The organism is Streptomyces sp. NPDC055025, assembly GCF_053608565.1.
In genome coordinates this window covers 35,299-53,662 of sequence record NZ_JBSGVS010000005.1, presented here as the reverse complement: position 1 = coordinate 53,662, position 18,364 = coordinate 35,299, and the positions used below count along the sequence as shown (strand labels likewise).

Annotated in this window: 14 protein-coding genes; 6 read left to right on the top strand and 8 right to left on the bottom strand. The window is 72.0% G+C overall.

What is annotated here, in order from left to right; genetic code table 11:
• Positions 1-89: 89 nt before the first annotated feature.
• The gene (locus ACWGDX_RS04790) at positions 90-893 is read right to left on the bottom strand and encodes an IclR family transcriptional regulator (RefSeq protein WP_453622272.1); all 804 of its coding nucleotides are present in this window, start codon (positions 891-893) and stop codon (positions 90-92) included.
• Positions 894-987: 94 nt separating this feature from the next.
• On the bottom strand, positions 988-1,482 hold the full coding sequence (locus ACWGDX_RS04785; RefSeq protein ID WP_453622270.1) for a VOC family protein: 495 nt from the start codon (positions 1,480-1,482) through the stop codon (positions 988-990).
• A gap of 109 nt (positions 1,483-1,591) precedes the next feature.
• Between ACWGDX_RS04785 and ACWGDX_RS04780 the strand changes: the two genes are divergently transcribed.
• The 5 genes from ACWGDX_RS04780 to cofC all read left to right on the top strand — a co-directional run bounded on the left by ACWGDX_RS04780 (position 1,592) and on the right by cofC (position 5,890).
• On the top strand, positions 1,592-2,458 hold the full coding sequence (locus ACWGDX_RS04780; protein WP_453622268.1) for a fumarylacetoacetate hydrolase family protein: 867 nt from the start codon (positions 1,592-1,594) through the stop codon (positions 2,456-2,458).
• 277 nt (positions 2,459-2,735) lie between these two features.
• Entirely contained in the window at positions 2,736-3,107 is a 372-nt protein-coding gene (locus tag ACWGDX_RS04775; RefSeq protein ID WP_453622266.1) for an antibiotic biosynthesis monooxygenase family protein, read from the top strand.
• 47 nt (positions 3,108-3,154) lie between these two features.
• Positions 3,155-3,601, top strand: a complete 447-nt coding sequence (locus ACWGDX_RS04770) for a MarR family winged helix-turn-helix transcriptional regulator (protein WP_382864401.1) — start codon at positions 3,155-3,157, stop codon at positions 3,599-3,601.
• 242 nt (positions 3,602-3,843) lie between these two features.
• Positions 3,844-4,941 (top strand): pyridoxamine 5'-phosphate oxidase family protein, encoded by a 1,098-nt coding sequence (locus ACWGDX_RS04765; protein ID WP_453622264.1) that lies wholly within the window; start codon positions 3,844-3,846, stop codon positions 4,939-4,941.
• A gap of 166 nt (positions 4,942-5,107) precedes the next feature.
• Positions 5,108-5,890 carry a 2-phospho-L-lactate guanylyltransferase gene (cofC, locus tag ACWGDX_RS04760; RefSeq protein ID WP_453622262.1) on the top strand — a complete coding sequence of 261 codons (783 nt, stop codon included), beginning with the start codon at positions 5,108-5,110 and terminating at the stop codon, positions 5,888-5,890.
• On the opposite strand, the gene mhpA is transcribed toward cofC, so the two are convergent.
• The 5 genes from mhpA to ACWGDX_RS04735 all read right to left on the bottom strand — a co-directional run bounded on the left by mhpA (position 5,868) and on the right by ACWGDX_RS04735 (position 12,873).
• Positions 5,868-7,502, bottom strand: coding sequence for a bifunctional 3-(3-hydroxy-phenyl)propionate/3-hydroxycinnamic acid hydroxylase MhpA (gene mhpA, locus ACWGDX_RS04755; RefSeq protein WP_453622260.1), 1,635 nt, complete (start codon positions 7,500-7,502; stop codon positions 5,868-5,870). The genes cofC and mhpA overlap by 23 nt on opposite strands.
• A gap of 201 nt (positions 7,503-7,703) precedes the next feature.
• Positions 7,704-8,366, bottom strand: coding sequence for a response regulator (locus ACWGDX_RS04750; RefSeq protein WP_453622259.1), 663 nt, complete (start codon positions 8,364-8,366; stop codon positions 7,704-7,706).
• Positions 8,363-9,649: a sensor histidine kinase gene (locus tag ACWGDX_RS04745; protein WP_453622257.1), complete on the bottom strand. Its 1,287-nt coding sequence runs from the start codon at positions 9,647-9,649 to the stop codon at positions 8,363-8,365. The genes ACWGDX_RS04750 and ACWGDX_RS04745 overlap by 4 nt, the downstream gene beginning before the upstream one ends.
• Positions 9,650-9,684: 35 nt before the next feature.
• Positions 9,685-11,910 carry an MMPL family transporter gene (locus tag ACWGDX_RS04740; RefSeq protein ID WP_453622255.1) on the bottom strand — a complete coding sequence of 742 codons (2,226 nt, stop codon included), beginning with the start codon at positions 11,908-11,910 and terminating at the stop codon, positions 9,685-9,687.
• Between the two features lie 333 nt (positions 11,911-12,243).
• Positions 12,244-12,873 (bottom strand): TetR/AcrR family transcriptional regulator, encoded by a 630-nt coding sequence (locus tag ACWGDX_RS04735; RefSeq protein ID WP_453622253.1) that lies wholly within the window; start codon positions 12,871-12,873, stop codon positions 12,244-12,246.
• An 81-nt stretch (positions 12,874-12,954) separates the two neighbouring features.
• On the opposite strand from ACWGDX_RS04735, the gene ACWGDX_RS04730 reads away from it, so the two are divergent.
• The gene (locus tag ACWGDX_RS04730; RefSeq protein WP_453622251.1) at positions 12,955-13,830 is read left to right on the top strand and encodes a ketopantoate reductase family protein; all 876 of its coding nucleotides are present in this window, start codon (positions 12,955-12,957) and stop codon (positions 13,828-13,830) included.
• Positions 13,831-14,010: 180 nt separating this feature from the next.
• Here the strand turns inward: ACWGDX_RS04730 and ACWGDX_RS04725 are convergent, their stop codons facing one another.
• Positions 14,011-18,240, bottom strand: coding sequence for a CHAT domain-containing protein (locus ACWGDX_RS04725; protein ID WP_453622249.1), 4,230 nt, complete (start codon positions 18,238-18,240; stop codon positions 14,011-14,013).
• Between the last annotated feature and the right edge of the window lie 124 nt (positions 18,241-18,364).

The window sequence follows — 18,364 nt, the reverse complement described above, 5'->3', positions numbered from 1 at the left end:
GCGCGGGCGCGGTGGGTTGCCGAGCGGGGCGCCCGCACCGAACGAAGCGCCTGCGCCGAGCGGGGCGGTCGTGCCGAGCGGGGCGGTCGTCAGCCGATGCCCATGCGACGGACCTGGTCCGACAATTCGGCCGCGGCCTCCCGTACGGCCTTGACGTAGCGCGGGACCTCGCGGTCGGGGACGCGGTGCGAGAGCGCGGCGACGCTGAGCGCCGCCACCACCCGGTCCTGCTCCCCCATGACGGGCGCGCCGACCCCCAGGACGTCGGGGTCCAGCTCACCGCGGCCGACGGCGTACCCCTGTTCGCGGATCTCCGCGAGATAGGCGCGCAGACGGTCGGGGTCCGTGTGGGTCGCGTCGGTGTAGCGCGGCAGCGGAAGGGCCAGCAGCTCGTCGAGTTCCGCCTCCGGGGCCCAGGCGGTCAGGGCGAGCGCGGAGGCGCCGGCGTTGATCGACAGCACCTGGCCGCGTTCGTAGGACAGGCGCAGGGCCGAGCCCGTCTCCTCCCGTTCCAGGCAGACCACGGCCGCGCCGGAGCGCCGGGTGAGCAGGACGGACATACCGGTGCGCTCCACCAGTTCGCGCATCACGGGCCGGGCCAGGTCGGAGAGTCCGACGCTCTTGCGGGCCAGGCGGGCGAGATCGAGGACACGGGGGCCGAGCCGGAAGCCGGAGCCGTCGTTCTCCTCCAGGAATCCGTTGGAGGTGAGGCTCTGGAGATACCGGTAGGCGGTGGAGCGTGCGACGTCCAGACGCGCGGCGACCTCCGCGGCGGAGAGGTCGAGCCGGTCGTCGGTGAACATGAGCAGGATGTCCAGGGCCCGGTCCGCCGTGGAGTTGCGTCCGCGATACCCGTGGCCGCTACCTGTCTCACGCGGCTTGATTCCTGACATACAGGAAACGTACCAGGGGGCGCCTGGTGGGAACCCGGCCGGTTCCGTCGGCGCCCGTCGGCGTCGGCCGGCCTCCGCACCGGGTCGGCGCGGACTACCGCACCGGCTGGTAGGGGTTCCCCCCGTCGGCGAGCAGCCGGTCGGCCTCGGCATGGATCTCCGCCGCCGGGAGTCCGAAGTCGATCGACTTGCGGAACGGCTGGCGGACGTCCCGCTCGACGCGGAGATAGACCTCGTTGCGGTTCCCCTCCGGGTCGAAGAAGTAGATGCCGAAGGCGTTGCCGTGGGTCACCTCCTGCTGGACGTCGACGCCCTCCGCGGCGAACCGCGTGTGGAAGGCGCGCAGATCCTCCAGCGATTCCACCCGCCAGGAGATCTGGTGCTGCTGCTTGTCGCCGATCGCGGCGGTCCGGCCGCGCTGGAGGACGAACTCGTGGTGCTCCTCCTCGGGCCGGGCGCTGAAGAAGACGATCGCCAGAGCGTCGTCGGCGTCGGTGACCGTCAGCCCCAGCACCCTCTCGTAGAAGTCGCGCATCTTCTCCAGGTCGTACACCCAGAGCCCCGTGTGACCCAGCCCGGTGATCGCCACGATCCACCCCAGCCCTTCGCGTCTCGTTTTACAGGACACATATCCTGCAAATCGCTACTAGCGTACGATCGCCCCTGCGGTAGGTCAACGACGAAAGATGAGGTGCACCGTGCGACTCGCCACACTGCGTGTACGGGAACAGACCTTTGCGGCCCGCCTGGACGGGGATTCGTACGCCCTGCTCCCCCAGCCCGACGTGGGCACCCTGCTCTCCCTGGGTGCCGACCCCCGGCGGACGGCAGCCACCGGCCAGTGGGGGCGGGTGGCCGTGGAGGAGGCCAACTACGCGCCCCTCGTCCCCCATCCGAACAAGATCATCTGCCTGGGCCTGAACTACGCCTCCCACATCAAGGAGATGGGGCGCGACACCCCCAAGTACCCGACGCTCTTCGCGAAGTACGACGGCTCCCTGATCGGCGCCCGCGACGCGATCGTGCTGCCGCGGGTGAGCGACCGCGTCGACTGGGAGGCGGAGCTGGGCTTCGTGATCGGCCGGCCCGGCCGCCATGTGACGCGCGAGCGGGCCCTGGAGCACATCGCGGGCTACACGGTGGTCAACGACGTGACGGTCCGCGACTACCAGCGCCGCACACGCGAGTTCCTCGCGGGCAAGACGTTCGAGGCGACCACCCCGATCGGCCCGGAGCTGGTCACGGCCGACGAGTTCGGGGGCCGGGAGCCCGACCTGGAGATCAGCTGCGAGGTCGACGGCGTCGTGATGCAGCGATCCCGCACCTCCGACCTGCTCTTCGGGATCGCGGACATCGTGGCGTACGTCAGCGAGATCGTCACGCTCCTGCCGGGCGACGTGGTCTGCACCGGGACGCCGGGCGGCGTGGGGGACGGCCGCAGCCCCCAGGTCTACCTCCGGGAGGGACAGGTGCTCCGCACGGTCGTCGAAGGGCTGGGCGAGACACGCAACGAATGCGTCCAGGAGGAGCCGTACACCCTCGGCGGGCATCCGGGAAACTCTTGACCTGCGGCAGGGATGCGCTTCATAACCTCTAGTAGTAGAGTCAATTTCGAGGTGGTCGAAGGCGACCCACACGAGCGGCCCGTCGGCTCGCGGCCCGTACGGCCGCGCGGCTCCTCGTGGCGGTGGGCGCGGAACGCGCCCGGCCGCCGAGCGACGGGTGGGCGCGACGGCGCGGACGCCTCACTCCGGAGAACTCCCGCCGGGCACCTCCGGTCGGTCCTTTCCGCAGTACCCGCGCCCGGCGTACCCATCCAGCACCCGGAACGGAGAGCACACCATGATGGAACTCAGGAACATCGACGAGAGCTGCCCTTTCTTCACCCAGGTCGAGCAGGCGGACGACAGCCCCGTCACCGTCATCAACACCTTCGTCGCCCCCGAGGGGGGAATCGAGGCGTGTCTGGAGGCGTGGGCCAAGGAGTGCGAGGTGATGACGGCCCAGCCCGGCTTCATCTCGGCGCAGCTCTATCGCGGTGTCGGCGACAGCAGGGTCCTCACCAACGTCGCGGTGTGGGAGTCGGGGAGCGCGCTCAAAGCGGTCTTCGCCCGCAAGGACTTCGCGGACTCCCTGATCCTCCCGCCGGAGGGCTCGGTCGCCTACCCGGTCCTGTACCAGAAGATGGCCATGCCCGGCATCTGCGTCGCCTGACCAGGCACCCATGTGGTCTCTCGCGGGGCAGGAGGTACAGTCCGGTCATGCCGCACCCGGACCTCCCCACCGACCTCGCCCGCCTGGTGTGGACCCTGCACCGGACGCTGCTGCAGGCCACCCGGACCCCGGTCGGCGAACACGTGCGCCCCCCGGCGCAGGTGGAGCTGCTCCAGCTCGTGACCGACAGGCCCGGGGTCAGTGTCAGGGAGGCCGCGCGGATGCTCCGCATGCAGCCGAACAATGTGAGCACCCTGGTGACCCAGCTGGTGAAGGACGGGCTGCTGGAGCGGTCCCCCCATCCCGACGACCGGCGCCAGGCCCAGTTGCGGCCCACCCCCCGCATGCTCGCGGAGGGCCGGGAGGTCAACGCCGGCATCTACCGCAACGTCGAGGCCGCCCTGAGCACGCTCAGCCCCGCCGCCGTCGAACGGATCGCGGCGGCCCTGCCGGACCTGCACGATCTCGCCGAGGCCGCCCACCAGGCTCCCTGAGGGCCCGCGGCGGCCCTGACGGCTCGTAAGGACCCTGACGGTCCCTCGAACACACCGACACCACAGCACAACACTTCTTTCCCCACCATGCGGGGCAGGGTGTCCGACATGCACGTTTCGGCCGGCGGAAGCCGCGGGACACCTCCGTACTTCGGCGGTCCCGTTCCGCTTCCCCGGCCGGCTCACCGAACGACCCGGCGCTCCCTTATTCGACGCGCCGGGCACGCACCCAGGGAGTAACCATGTTTCCTCCAGAAGCCGCAGCTCTCCTCAGTACGAAGACTCCGGCCACCTTCACCACCCTGCTCCCCGACGGCAGTCCGCACTCCGTGGTCTCCGGAGTCGTGCTGGAGGGTGACCAGTTGGTGACGAACACGGCTCCGACCGCGAAGCGGCTGAACAACCTCCGGGCGGACCCCCGGGTCAACGTCCTGATCATCGACCCCGCCTCCCCCATGCGGTACGTGGAGGTACGGGGGACGGCGACCATCCACGAACTCCAGCAGGAGCAGAAGTCCCGCCTTCTCCAGGGGCACGCGCGGGAGGGCGGCACGTCCGCGCCCACCGACCAGGAGCAGGCGGCCGTCACCGTCCTCCAGATCCGTGTGACGCCGTCCAAGGTCACGTACCACAGCTTCGACCCGCGTCAGCTCGGTCCGACCGGGCGTCAGCGGCCGGGCGGGCGGGCGGCCGGCGGCGGCGCCCCGGCCGGTGACGAGGTCCCGGCCGGTGACGAGGTCCCGCGCACCGCCCCGGACGGCATCGTCCGGGAGGACGAGGCGGGCCGGTGGATCGAGTTCGAGCGCCCGGTGTCCCATGCGCCCGAGGCGGTCTGGGCCGCGCTCACCGAACCGGCCCGGCTGGTGCTGTGGCAGCACCCGGTCGAGTTCCTCCCCGAGCTGCGCGAGGGCGCCACGGTCTACGCCCATCTCAACCCGCAGGCCAAGGCGTTCGCCCTGGGTAAGGTGACTTCGGTCGAGCCCCCGCACGCCCTGGCCTTCCGGTGGACGACGACGCACCCGGCCCTGTCGCCGGACGTCACGCTCTCCTACGTCCTCACCGACGGCGTGCTCAAGGTCTCCTACGGCCCCTTCGGCAAGGAGGACGCCGTACTGCCGATGATGGCCTCCTTGCACATCCACCTGGACCACCTGGACCTGGCGATCACCACACCGGACGGCGAACTGCCCGCGCCCCCGTGGCCCGAGGTCAGCGTCGTGTCGAAGTCCGGCCGTATGCAGTCGACGATCGGCGAGTACGCGCAGGCCCACCCTGAACTCGGCGGCGGACCCGGCGGACCCGGCGGACCGGGCCGCCCCGGTGGACCCGGCCGTCCCTGACGCCCGTCCCTGACGCCTCGCCCGGACGGACCGTCATCTCGCCCGCCTGTCCCGCCCGGCCGCCGGGCGGGGCAGGCGGTGCCGGTGACAGAGCACCGGGCCCCGGGCCCGGCACCCCCACCTCCCGCACCCCCGGACCTCCGGCACGTCAAGGAGCGGCACGCCGATGGAGGAGACCAACTCGCGCATGGCGGGCTCGCGGCACGGCTCGTACCGGTCGGTGAGCGGCCTGGAGGCCATCGCGAAGGCCGCCGGCCGGAGTGAGACGGTACCGGCCGACTGGACCGTGCTGCTGCCGGTCAAGCCCTTCCACCGGGCCAAGTCCCGTCTGCGCTGTCCGGATCCGGGCGTCCGCGCGGCACTCGCCCGTGCCTTCTTCCGGGACACCCTCGACGCCGTCCTCGACGCCCCCGGGGTCGGCGCGGTCCTGGTGGTGACGAGCGACGGGGCAGCGGCGGCCGACGCGCGGGCGGCAGGGGCGGGAACCGTACCGGACCGGCTCTCCGCCGGGCTGAACGCGGCGATCAGCACCGCCGCGGCCGAGGTGCTCGCGGCGGGGGTGTGTGGCCCCGTGGCGGTGCTGACCGCCGATCTGCCCGCGCTGCGCGGCGCGGAGCTGGGCGACGTGCTGGCCGCCGCCGCCCGGCATCCACGGGCCTTCCTCGCCGATCAGGGGCGCCGGGGCACGACGCTGCTCGCCGCGCGGCGCGCGCAGGATCTCGCCCCGTCCTTCGAGGACGCCTCACGCGCGCGGCACCGGCGGAGCGGCGCGTACGAGCTGACCGATCCGGCGGCGCCCAGCGTCCGGCTGGACGTGGACACCCTCGACGACCTCAGGGCCGCCCACGCCCTCGGCACGGGCCGGCACACGCGCCCCCTGATCCCGGACGCACTCGCCGGGGGAGGCGCGGTCCGCGGAAGGACGCCTACTCCTCGGCCACGGCCGTGAGTGGTGTGGCCGCCGGTGTGCGGCGGGCGACCGGGGTGGGCCGCCGCAACTGCCGCCGCAACTGGACGACCAGGTCCTTCAGTCCCGGCCCGTCGACGGCGGCGCCGAACAGGTAGAAGTCCGGCCGAACGACCGCGGCGACATGACCGTGCTCGCGCATGTGGGGAAGGTAGCCGTCGGGTCCGTCGAGGTAGCCCTCGGGCGGGGCGCTGTCGGCATACAGCGGGAGGACGGTCGCACCGATGTCCGAGAGGAAGTCGCGGTCGGCGGCGTCCAGGGCGTCGAGCGGGGCGGATCCGTCGGTGAGGACCGTGAACCCGCCGCCGGTGTGGTCGTCCGACAGAGCGGTGCGGCCCTGGTGGGTGATCTCGTACTGCGGGGTGAGGTGGCCGACGTTCGGGGCGCGGGTGCCGTCGGGCGCCGACTGGAGGACACCGTCACCGAGGACGGGCGGCGGGGCGGCCGGGAGTGCGTGCCGCGGGTCGGCACCGGCAGCGATCATGCGGGTGTCACGCGCCGCGGCGGTGTCGTGATCGAGTACGCAGATGACCTGCCCCAGGGCCATCGACATGCCGATGGCGTGCTGGACGTGGTTGCTGCGCTCGGAGGTGTAGGTGTCCAGCAGCGAGGGGTCCGCCCGCTCCGTCAGGACCAGGTCCAGTTTCCAGGCCAGGTTGATCGCGTCACGCATCCCCGAGCACATGCCCTGTCCCGCGAACGGCGGCATCTGGTGGGCGGCGTCACCGGCGAGGATGAGCCGTCCGTCGCGCCAGCGGTCCACCCATCGGGCCTGGAAGGTGTAGACGGTGTGCCGCTCGATCGTGGTGTTCTCCGGTGTGCGTCCCCACGGCTCCAGCAGGCGCCATGTCGTCTCCCGGGTGTTGAGTTCCTCGACGCTCTCGTGCGGCAGTCGCAGAAACTCCCAACGGCGCCGGCCGGGACCGCCGGAGACGATCGTGGTGGGGCGCTCGGGGTCGCACAGCTGCCAGTTCATCGGAGACCACTCGGCCCGCTCGTGCGGAAGTGTGTCGACGATCAGCCAGTCGTAGAAGAAGCCGAGGTCGGTGATGGAGGTGTCCATCCGGTCGCGGACGAAGCTGTTGGCCCCGTCGGCGCCGATCACATAGCGGGCCCGTACCTCCCCCGCGCCGTCGTCCCCACCAGTGGTGAGCCGGACGGATTCCTCGTCGAGTCGCAGGTCGGTGACCTCGCAGCCACGGCGCACGGTGACCGTGGGCCGGCTCCCGGCGGCCTCGGCGAGGACGGCTTCCAGCTGGGGCTGGCCGAAGAAGCTGGCGGTGGGCCAGCCGGACGGACCGTCACCGGACCAGTCGATGCGCACCAGCGACTCACCGGCCGCGTTGCGCCACTCGTAGTGGTCGGGCACCGGGTCGGTGATCGCACGCACCTCCTCCCCCACTCCCGCGGCCTGGAATACGCGGCCGATCTCGTGGTCGAAGTGCACGGCCCGGGGCAAGTCGTAGGAACGCGGCCAGCGTTCGAGCGCGATGACGTCATGACCGGCCCGGCCGAGCAGCAGGGCCAGCATCTGCCCGACGGGACCGAAGCCGACGATCGCGACGTCGTGCACCTTCGAGGGACTTCTACTCACGGCTCTCCTCGACTCGCTGTGGGTCCGTCGTCCGGCGACCAGCGTCGGTGACGGCACCCTTGTCCGGTCATCAATATTTCATCATGATGATTAGCCTGATGCTGCATTCGCACGGGCCAGGGCGTCAAGATGTGTACGCGAAATGGTCATGATGAATACGATGAATCCGGCACGGGGACCTGAGCGGCGGGGGAACCGGGGTCACGGCCGGACCAGCCCCGACTGGTACGCGATGACGACCAGCCGGGCCCGGTCCCGGGCGTCCAGTTTCGCTATGGCGCGTTGGACATGGCTCTTCACCGTCAGGGGGCTCAGACAGAGGTCCGCGGCGATCTCGTCGTTGGACAGTCCGGCGGCGACGTGTGCCACGATCTCCCGTTCGCGTGAGGTGAGGGTGTCCAGGGCCGCGGCGGACGGCATCCGGCCGCGCACCGGGCGGGTCAGGAATTCACCGATCAGGGACCGGGTGGCGGCGGGCGACAGCAGCGCGTCCCCCGCCGCCACCGTACGGATGGCGTCCAGGAACTCGCCGGAGCCGATGTTCTTGCCGAGGAACCCGCTGGCACCCGCGCGCAGGGCCTGGGCGACGTACTCGTCGATCTCGAAGGTCGTGAGGATCAGGACCTTGGTGTCGCGCAGACCCTCGTCCCGGCAGATCTCGGCGGTCGCGGCGAGGCCGTTGACGCCGGGCATGCGGATGTCCATGACGATCACGTCCGGACGCGTGGCGCGTGCCGCGGCGACGGCTTCCTCGCCGTCGCCGGCGACCGCGACCACTTCCATGTCGTCGCAGGAATCGATGAGCAGCTGGAACGTCCCCCGGAGCAGAGCCTGGTCGTCCGCGAGCACTACCCGGATGGTCACGAGAGCACGTCCTTTCCATCGGATCCGCCGGGCCGGTTCCGGTTGTCGCTCTGGAGGGGCAGCTCCGTGGTCACTTCGAATCCGCCCTGCGGGCGACGGCCCGTGAAGAGCTCACCGCCGACCGACCGCACCCGTTCGCGCATCCCGATGAGGCCGTAACCCGCGGGCCGGGTGCCCGGGTCGCGGGACCGCCCATTGTCGGACACGGTGATCGTGAGACCCCGGCGGGAGTAGGCCAGCCGCACGGTGGCCTCGCCGGTTTCCGCGTGCTTGACGACATTGGTCAGCGCTTCCTGGACCACACGGTATGCAGTCAGATCGACGCCGGGAGACAGCGGCCGTACGACCCCCTGCGGCGAGACGGTGACGGCCAGGCCCGCCGCCTCGAACGCCGCGATGAGATCGGGGAGTTGGGCGAGGCCGGGAGCGGGTTCGAGCGGGGCGTCGGGGCGGTCGGTGCGGCGCAGCAGGCCGAGGGTCGCCCTGAGTTCGCGCAGGACGGAGGACGTGGTGTCGGTGAGATGGCCGAGCAGCTGCTGGGCCTGGCGGGGGTCGGTGGGCAGGAGATGCGCGGCGGCGCCGGCCTGGACATGGGCGAGCGCCATGTGGTGGGCGATGACATCGTGCAGATCTCGGGCGATCCGCATACGTTCCTCGCCGACACGCTGGCGCGCCTCTTCTTCGCGGGTGCGCTCGGCCAGTTCCGCACGGGCCTCCACGGCGCTCACATAGTCGCGCCGGTTGCGGACCGCGTCGCCGATGGCGCCGGCGAGCAGGACCCAGGGGACGAAGCCGAGCCGTTCGTGCCCCAGGATCCCTCCCGTACCGGACATCAGCGAGGTGATCAGCAGCAGGCCCACGGCGGTGACCGTGAAGACCTGGGCCGTACGGCGCTCGACCCGCTGGGGCAGCAGGTACACGGCGGCGAGCACCGGGGTCATCAGCAGCGGGCTGAACACGGAACCCATGACTCCCATGGCGATGGTGCACAGGGTGACCAGCACCACCACCGTCCGGGGGCGGGCCCGGTACCACGCCGGCATGCCGCACGCGGCCGCCATGAGCCCGAGGCCGGACGGACCCAAATCGTCGGTCATGGAGAGCCCGGCGATCGAGACACCGTACAGACCGGGGGCGAGAAGCCAGTCGCCCCCGGTCGGCAGGCGTCTGTCCGGATGGTGCCGGTCGGTGGTCATGCTGGACTCTTCCTTCTCGGTCCCGCCATCGTCCGCGATGGAGAGGCGGCCCTTCCCGTCGCGGAGGAGGGCCGCACGTGTCGCCACGTGCGGCCCTCCCGCTCGCGTACGGTCTCTCACCCTCAGACGTGAACCGCTTCGCGGCCCTGCTCGTCCAGGTGTCCCGGAAGGGCCTGGCCGGGCTGTCCCTGGCCCAGCGCCTCACCCTCCACATCCACGTTGGGCACGATCCTGGCCAGCCGGCGCGGCATCCACCACGCCGTGTCGCCCAGAAGGGCCAGGACGGCGGGAACGATGGTCATGCGAACGACGAACGCGTCGAAGAAGACGGCGGTGGACAGCCCCACACCCATCATCTTGATCAAGGATTCGCCGGATCCGACGAATCCGGCGAAGACGGCGATCATGATGACGGCCGCCGCGACGACGACGCGCGCGCTGTGCCGGAATCCGGTGACGATCGCCTGCCCGGGGCTCTCGCCGTGGATGTACGCCTCACGCATCCGGGTGACGAGGAAAACCTCGTAGTCCATGGCGAGTCCGAAGACCACGCCGATCAGGAAGATCGGCATCATGCTCATCACGGGACCGGTCTGTTCGACACCGACGAGGCCGGCCAGCCAGCCCCACTGGAAGATCGCGACGATCACTCCGAAGGACGCGGCCACGGAGAGCAGGAAGCCCAGGGCGGCCTTGAGCGGTACGAGGACGGACCGGAAGACGATCATCAGGAGCAGGAAGGCCAGGCTCACCACCACCGCCAGATACGGCACCAGCGCGTCGGTGAGTTTCTGCGACACATCGATGTTGACCGCGGTGGTGCCGGTGACGAGCATGGTCGCCCCGGTGTCGGCCTTGAGGCCGGCCCTCTCCTCACGGAGGGTCTGAACGAGATCCTTGGTCCCCTCTTCGCTGGGACCGGTGGAGGGGGTGGCACTGATGATCGCGGTGTCGCCGGACCTGTTGAACATGGCGGGCGAGACGGAGACGACACCGTCGGTCGCGGCCAGCTTCCTGGCGACCGCCGCCACCGCCGCCTTCGGGTCCCGCGCGCCCTTCGCGTCGACGACCACGGTCAGGGGACCGTTGAAGCCGGGCCCGAAGCCTTCCGCCAAGTCGTCATAGGCACGGCGCTGGGTGGTCGACGTGGGCTGCGCCTCGTCACCGGGCAGACCCAGCCGCAGGTCGAGGGTCGGCACCGCGAGTATCCCCAGACCCACGATGCTCAGCAGAAGTACCGGCAGGGGCCGGCCCACCACGAAACGGGCCCAGCGGGTGCCCATGTTGGGCTTGGTCGCGGGAGCACTGGGCTCGGTCGCGGGAGTCGGCTCCGGAGCTGTGCGGACCTTGCGGGAGAGGACGGCCTTCGGCGCGAAGCCCAGCACCGCGGGCACCAAGGTCACCGCGATCAGGACGGCGATGACCACCGTCGCGGCCGCCGCCAGGCCCATCTTCGTGAGCGTGGGAACGCCCACCACGGACAGTCCGGCGAGCGCGATGACCACGGTGAGACCCGCGAACACCACGGCGGAGCCGGCCGTTCCCGCGGCTCGGGCCGCCGCCTCCGCGGGGCTGTGGCCCGCGGCTCGTTCGGCGCTGTAGCGCGAGACGATGAACAAGGCGTAGTCGATGCCCACCGCCAGCCCCAGCATCAGGGCGAGGGTGGTGGTCGTCGTGGAGAGACCCACGGCGACGATCCCGGCCACACCGACACCGATGCTCAGCAGCGCCGTGAGCAGCGGCAGACCCGCCGCTACGAACGACCCGAAGGTGATGACCAGCACCACCGCGGCGATGGCCACGCCGATGATCTCGGTGGTCCCGCCGAACTCGGGCGCGACCCCCAGCGCGGAGCCGCCGATCTCGACGGTCAGACCCGCGTCACGTGCGTCGTCGGCCGCGTCGGTGAGGGTCTTCTTCGTGGCGTCGGTGAGATCCTCGGCCTTCTCGGCGTACGAAATGCTGGAGTACGCCGTCGAGTTGTCCTTGCTCACCGCGTGGGCGTCGAACGGGTCAAGGGCGGTCGCGACCTGCCCGCCCTCGGCCACTGCGGTGACGGCCTCGCCGATGGCCTCCCTGTACCGCGTCGCGGTGATCTTCTGACCGTCCGGCGCGACGAAGACGAGGCGGGCGTCCGCGCCCTCGGAGTTGCCCGAGGGGAAGCGCTGGTCCAACAGGTCGAATGCGTTCTGCGACTCCGTGCCCGGCATCGCGAAGCCGTCGTCGGGCGCCGCGGGGGCCTTGACCGCGGCGAAGGCGGTGGCGGCGAGGATCGCCACCCACATCAGGGCGACCCATCGCCGTTTCCGGAACGCCAGGTGACCCAGTCGGTAGAGGAAGGTAGCCACGGAAGAAGCTCTCCTGTCAGTATTTCGAGACGACAGGGCGATGCCCCGTCGGGGCTGACCCGCCGGTACTACGACCGGCCCCTGCCAATGCCCCGATTGTTCGTCTCCCGACAGGTCATCGTCGTCGTCCGCCGACAGGCTCTGCGCTGTACTGCGGCGGCAGTAGGAAGTCGCGGCAGACATGGTCCGCAGGTAGGGGAAGCCCAGGCGGGAGCGCCGGTCCCGCCCCTGCGGGACCGGGCTGCTCAGTGGCTGCCTTCACCGTGCCCAGTGGCAGCCTTCGCACTGTGCTCAGTGGTCGCCTTCACCACCTGGACGGCGAGCGGCCGGTCGTCAGGCCGCGCTCGATGGGGCGCTCATCGCCGCCGTCAGGAACGTGATCACCCAGCGCCGGGCCGCCTCGCCCGCCACCGGGGTCGGGCAGGCCGGGGAGGGCCGGTTGTAGACCTCGACGCGGTCCACGGCCGTCACGGCGAAAATCCCCCGCATCCGGAACAACAGCTCCTCCGGGGCGAGGCCGGGCAGTGCGCGCGCGAAGGCCGCCAGGTAGCGCTCGCGGACCGTGTCCTCGGCCGGGCCGGTCCAGCTGCGCGCCTCCTCGGCCGGGTCGCTGAGGATCGTCACGAGCAGCCGGGACGTGCGGGCGCCGCCCTCGTCGCCGGCCGGCATCCCGTCGAACAGCGGCCCCGCGAACGCTTCCACCAGTTCGGTGACCGCCGGGTCCGGGGTCCGGGCGAGCAGTTTGTCGAGCCCGGCGCGCTGGGCGGCGGTGATGGGCTCGGTCACGCGGCGGGCGACCGCGGCCAGGAGTTCCGCCTTCGAGCCGAAGTGGTATCCGACGGCGGCCAGATTCGCTCCGGCGAGGTCGGTGATCGCGCGGATCGAGGTACCGCGGTATCCGCGCTCGGCGAAGAGGTGTTCGGCCGCGTCGAGGATCTTGGTGCGGGTGTCGGTTGGCGCCATGTGCATACTATACAGACGTTCGAATCAAACGAACGTATGACTGAACCGAACAGACGATCGAACAGACGATAGAGGGTTGTCATGAAATTGCTTGTGTACGGCGCCGGGGTTCTCGGCAGCCTGTTCTCCGTCCGCATGCACGAGGCCGGGCACGACATCTCGCTCCTCGCCCGGGGCGAGCGGCTGGCCGCCCTGCGCCGGCACGGCGGCGTGCGGCTCGCCGAGGAGAACAGCCCGGCCGTCAGGCGGGTACCGGTACCGGTGGTCGAGCACCCGGCCGGCGGCTACGACCTGATCGCCGTCTTCGTCCGCACCCATCAGATGGACGCGGTGCTGGAGTCACTCGCCGGTTCCGAGGGCGACGTGCTGTTCCTGCTCAGCTGGGCGGCCGGCGCGGAGCCGCTGGGCGCGGTGATCGGCCACGAGCGGGTGCTGCTCGGCTTCCCCGCGGCCGGCGGCACGATGGACGGCGACGTGGTCCGCCACCGCGCGGCCAACTTCCTGGCCCGCCGGGTCGCGATGCCGATCGGCGAACCGGACGGCCGTACCACCCCGCGACTGGAACGGATCGTGGAGGCGTTCCGTACCACCGGGATCAACGCCAGGCCCGAGCCGCGGATGGATGCCTGGCTCAAGACGCACGCCGCGTTCACGGTGCCACTCGGGCAAGCGGTGCGGGCGGCGGGCGGCCCGGCAGCGCTGGCCGACGATCCGGACGCGGTCCGCGGCATGCTCCATCTCATGCGGCAGAACCTGGCCGCCATGCCGACGCCACCGGTCCCGCGCGGATTCGCCGCGTTGCGGACTCTGCCGGAAGGGCTGCTCGTACCCCTGCTGCGGCGCTTCCTGCGGAGCTCGACGGCCGCACACAGCGGACTCAGCAACACCTCACCCGCGGAGTCGGCCGAACTCGACCGGCTGGCCGAACAGATGCGTGTCTACGCGAAGGTCCGGTAGGCGACACCTCTCACACCGCACCGGCGATCAACCCGGACCCTCGCGACCACACCGACGACACGACCGTCAAGCGATCCAGCACTCGTACGAGACGCAGCCCGAGACTCCCGTCGCCGACTGACCGCTTCCCAGCTGACGATCAGCAGCCGCACCTGCCGTGCTGTCAGGCCCACCGGCGGTTCAGGCGCCCAAGTGGATGTGCGCGGCCCACAGCGAGGGCAGCCGGGGGGCGGCGCGGCGCAGTTCGGACACGGCGGTGTGCAGGGCCCGCGCCGGATCGGGCGAACGGCCGCCGGGGGAACCGGTGGTGGTGCTCGCCAGGGACAGGTTGCCGTAGAACGTGGCGGCCAGTCCTGCGGCCGAGAGGTCCTGGACCTCCCACAGGGTGCCGATGACATGGGGGAATCCGGCGAGATGGAAAGCGGCGGCGAGATGGACGGCCTCGTCGAGGAGGTCGGCCGCCCGGGTGGTGGCGGTGGTACAGGCCGACAGATAGGCCAGGAAAGCCCGGTCCAGGTCGATGGCCGTGAGGTCCGCCACGGTGAGTGGTGCGGTCGCGTGGTCGGCCAGCAACAGGGCGCTGCGGGACGGGTCGGTGTGGTCGGTGGTGGCGTGGCAGGCGAAGTGGGTCACGGCCCGTCCTGGCAGGTCGGCGAGCACGGCCGCGCGCCGCGGAGCGGGGACGCCGGCCTTCTCCGCGTTTTCGCCGGTCGCGTAGAAGGCCGCTTCGGGCAGATGCCGGCGCACGGCGTCGGTCTCGGTGACCGCGTGGCGCAGGTCGCGCAGTTCCCGGGGACCCGGGGTTACGGGCATGGACACGATCAGCGCCGGGTGGGTTGAGCGGGGGCCGCTCCTGCTGCGGGCGTGGCGTAACGCCCGGATGGTGGGGACGTAGGAGGACACGGCGTGGTCCAGGAGGCTCGGCCCGCCCGGTACGCCTGCGGCGTGCAGGGGCAGCATGCCGAGCAGTCCGCCGGGCGCCCACCACACACGGGGCAGAGGGCTGCCGGAAGGGGGCGGGGAGTGCAGGCCCAGTGCCTTCAGGACGGGGAGGACGGCGTCGGTCCACAGCTCGGCCAGGGTCTGGCGAAGCCGGTCCTGGGCAGCCAGCCGCCTCGCGCCGGAGACCTTCCGGTCGGAGGTGGTGCGCAGGTCTCGGTGGAAGGCGTCCACCGACCGGGCGGTCCTTCCCGGTGTCAGGGCGGGCAGCTCGACGGCGGTGACGCCCTCGGTGGTGAGCAGCAGCGCGTGGCTGCCGAACGTACTGAGGTTGAACGTCACGACCGGGCCCTGACCGGCCTGGGCCGACAGTTCCTCGGGTGCGAGCGGTGCCGCGAAGCCGTCCAGGTCGGGCAGCTCCCGGATCTCCCCGAGGACGGCGTCGAGTTCCTTCGCCCAGCGCTGCCGCCGGCCCGACGCGGGTACGGGATCGCCCTCGGTGACCGGCGCGGGCTGCGAAGGGCGGTCGAGCAGGTCGCGCAGGCGGACGAAACGGTCGGCCAGTTCAGAGGCGTGTGCGCGGACGTCGGCCAGGCTGCCGCGGATGTCCAAGGCCTGGCCGAGCAGCACCGACCGGCCCGACTCCAGAACTGCCAGGGCACGTTCGGGCCGTTCGGCGGCGGGCAGTGACGGGTCGGCCAGGACCAGGGCGGCGGCGTCGCCGGCCAGACCCGGCACATCGCTCAGGGCGTGCTGCCGGTCGTCGCGCTCCAGGTGCCGGGGGACGGTCAGTTGCAGAAGGGGCACGGCGGCCTCCAGGGCGCGTCGGGCCCTGGGCAGGTCCGTGTCGCGCAGCAGGGAGGCGAGGGCGCGGGCGGCGCGGATGCGCAGGGTGGGGGCCGCCCCGGCGGTGCCGGCCGCTTCTTCCCACGAGGCGGCCGCGTCGTCGCGGTCCTCGGGGTCGTGGGTGCGGTCGTGGCGCAGGCGCAGCGCGTTGCCGAGGACGGAGAGATAGCCCCCGCGCGCGGGTGCGTGCCGTCCGGTCGCCGCCACGGCGGACCGTGCGGCCGTCACCGCCCGGTCGAGGGCGGCCAGGTCGGCTTCGAAGCCTGGGCCGGAGCGGGAGCCGGAACGGGGATCGGAATCGGAATCGGGGTCGGAACGGGGATCGGGATCGGGATTGGGATCGGGATCGGCGGGAGGCAGCGAGGTACGCGCGCGGAAGGGGGTGAGCAGGATCCCGGCGAGGTTGTTGGCGTGCATCGCGTGGTCCGGGTGGTTCTCCGGCGTCGCCGCGAAGGCTGCCTCGGCGGCCTCCACCGCGTCCTGCCAGTCCCCGCGTTCCCCCAGGCCGGCGAAGCGGGAGCGCAACAGGATGGCCAGGTTGTCGAGGCGGCCGGGGCGTTGCGGGTGGTCGGCCGGGGTGGCGTCGCACACCGTGCGCAGGATCGTGATCCCCTCGTCGATCGCGGCCCGGTCGCGGGTGCGTTCGTAGTGTGACCACAGGACGACCGCCAGGTCGGACTGGGCCACCAGGCGCAGGGGGTTCTCCGGCAGGAGCAGGTCGACGACCGTACGGTGGGCGCTGATCGCGTCCGTGAGGTCGCCCAGTGCCCCGGAGTGCTTGTACTGGGTGTGCAGGGCGATGGCGAGCGTGCTCAGGAGGGCGGACCGCTTGGGGTGGCCGGCCGGCATATGGGGGCGGGCCGTGGTCAGGACGTCGATGGCCTCGTCGAGGTCCGCCGGGGCACCGAGGAGCTGGTGGCGGGCGTGCAGGGCCTTGCCGAGCTGGGTCGCCCGCTCGGCGCGGACGGCTCCGTCCAGGGGGGCGTGGGCCAGAGCGGTGCGCGCGTGGGCGACGGCGGCCTCCACATCGCGGGCGTCGCCGGAGCGCTGGTGGCGGGAGAGCAGGGCCAGGGAGAGGTTGGCGTGCGTGACGGAGCCGGCCGGATCGGGCCCGGTCAGGGGGGCGGCGACATTCTCCAGGCGGGCGGCGACGTTCTCCAGGCGGGTGATCGCCCTGTCCAGGCGGGCGGCGACGTTCTCCAGGCGGGCGATCGCCCTGTCCAGGTCGCCGGGATCGCCCGTGAGCGAGTGCCGGGCCCACAGCACAGCCCCCAGGTTGGCCGACGCGGTGGTCGCGATCACGTCGTCCCCGCCCACCGCTTCCAGGCAGCGTACGGCGTCGTCCAGGTCGGCCGGGTCGCCGTGGCGCTGGTGGCGGGCGAGGAGCGCGCCGCCCAGGGAGACCAGCACGGAGCGCTCGTCGTCTCCCCGCACGGGCGGCGACTCCACCCGATGCGCGATCGCCGGCTCACCGTCTCCCCGCGCGGGCAGCGGGGGCCGTGCCCGCTGAAGCAGGTCGAGGGCTCCGCTGAGGTCGAGGGCGTCGCCCTGCGACTCGTAACGCTGCCACAGCAGTGTGCCCAGCCTGCCGACATGGGGCGAGGTGGCGCGCTCCGGCTCGGGGACGAGGTCGACGGCCGCGGTGTGCGCGTCGATCGCGGTCCGCAGGTCGCCCGGGTCGCCGGTGCGTTGGTGGGCGAGGCGGGTCAGGACGGCCAGATTCCCGGACCGGTCGCGGGCGTTGGGGTCCTCGGCGGGGGTGTCCGCCACGCACTGCCGCGCGACGTCGATGGCCTCGCGCAGATGGTCGTCCGTCGGTTCGCGCTCATACCGCGTGACGAGGACGGAGGTGAGATTGTGTCCCTGGTTCGCGCGCACGGCACGGTGCTCGGCGTCGTCGGGGGTGCCGTCCACCGCGGAACGTCCCGCGCGTACGGCCGCCTCCAGGTCCCGCGCGTCCCGGGTCGCCGCGTACCGGCGCGAGAGGGCCAGGCCCAGGTTCGACAGGTAGCCGGGCCGTTCGGGGGCGTTCTCGGGCAGGGCCGCCAGCTGGGTCTCCAGGACCGTGACCACCGCGTCGAGTTCCGCGGAGCCGGGCGTGGCCCGCCCCCAGAGCCGGGCCGTGAACTCGTCCAGCACGGCCGCGGCCGGCCGGAACGAGACGGCGAGCGCCGCCGCGCGGCGGGCGAGCCCGGCCCACCGCGGGTGGGCGACGGGAAGCGCGTCCAGAAGGCGTACGGCGAACCGGACCACGGCCACCGCCGTCTCCTCGTCCTCCGCCCGCATGCCGAGGGCGGCGGGCACCATCCGCTCGGCGAGCGTGGGCCGCAGTTCGGCCGGCACGGTCTCGTATCCCAGCGCCAGGACGGGCTCCAGCAGGTCCAGCGCCACTTCCCGGTCCCGCTCTCCCTTCCCGGCGGCGGCGAGCGCGAGGTGGCGCGTGTAGAAGAACCACCCCAGCACATGCCGGGCCGGCACGTCGGACTCGTCCCCGTGCAGCGCCTCCGTCAGTGCCTGGGCCTCGGCGAGCGCCTCGTCGGCCAGGGCCAGGGTGAAATCCTGGCTGCGCGCGATGCGCCCGATCCGCTCCTGAACGACCCTCCGCAGATCCCCCCGCCGATCCATCAGCCCACCCCCCGCACCGCGGCCCCGCACGGTGACAGCCGCCCGTCAAAAGCCGTTCCCGTCCCGACAGTAACGATGGTGCCAGGCGGGGGACACCCGTGCGCGGGGATGCGATGGTGAGCCG